This is a genomic window from Hungatella sp. SL.1.14, from assembly GCF_024460495.1.
In the GTDB taxonomy this organism is placed as follows: Bacteria; Bacillota; Clostridia; order Lachnospirales; family Lachnospiraceae; genus Hungatella; species Hungatella hathewayi.
Genome location: NZ_JANFYJ010000413.1, coordinates 1 through 296, shown reverse-complemented (window position 1 = coordinate 296; position 296 = coordinate 1). Strand labels below are relative to the sequence as shown.

Genomic DNA, 296 nt, shown 5'->3' with positions numbered 1-296 from the left:
CAGGAAGAAGGAAAACTCGGCAGCAGCGCCTCTGGAGCAGCCAAGGATCATGGCGCCCAGAATCGTGGAACCGGACCGGGAGGAACCCGGAACCAGGGACAGGAGCTGGAAAAGGCCGATATAAAGCGCCGTCTGGTAGGAAATATCCCCCACCCGCTGCATCTCAAAATTACGATTCCGGTTCGCATTCTCTATGACGATGAACAGGACGCCGTAGATAATTAAAGTGGCTGCAACAACATAGACGTTCATGAGGTATTTTTCCATAATGTCATCGATCAGAAGACCTATGACAG

1 protein-coding gene is annotated in these 296 nt (G+C 51.4%); it reads right to left on the bottom strand.

All coding sequences use genetic code 11. From position 1 onward, the window contains the following. The coding region (locus tag NE473_RS31615) for an undecaprenyl-diphosphate phosphatase (protein ID WP_256265682.1) at positions 1-296 on the bottom strand (296 nt) is incomplete at both ends.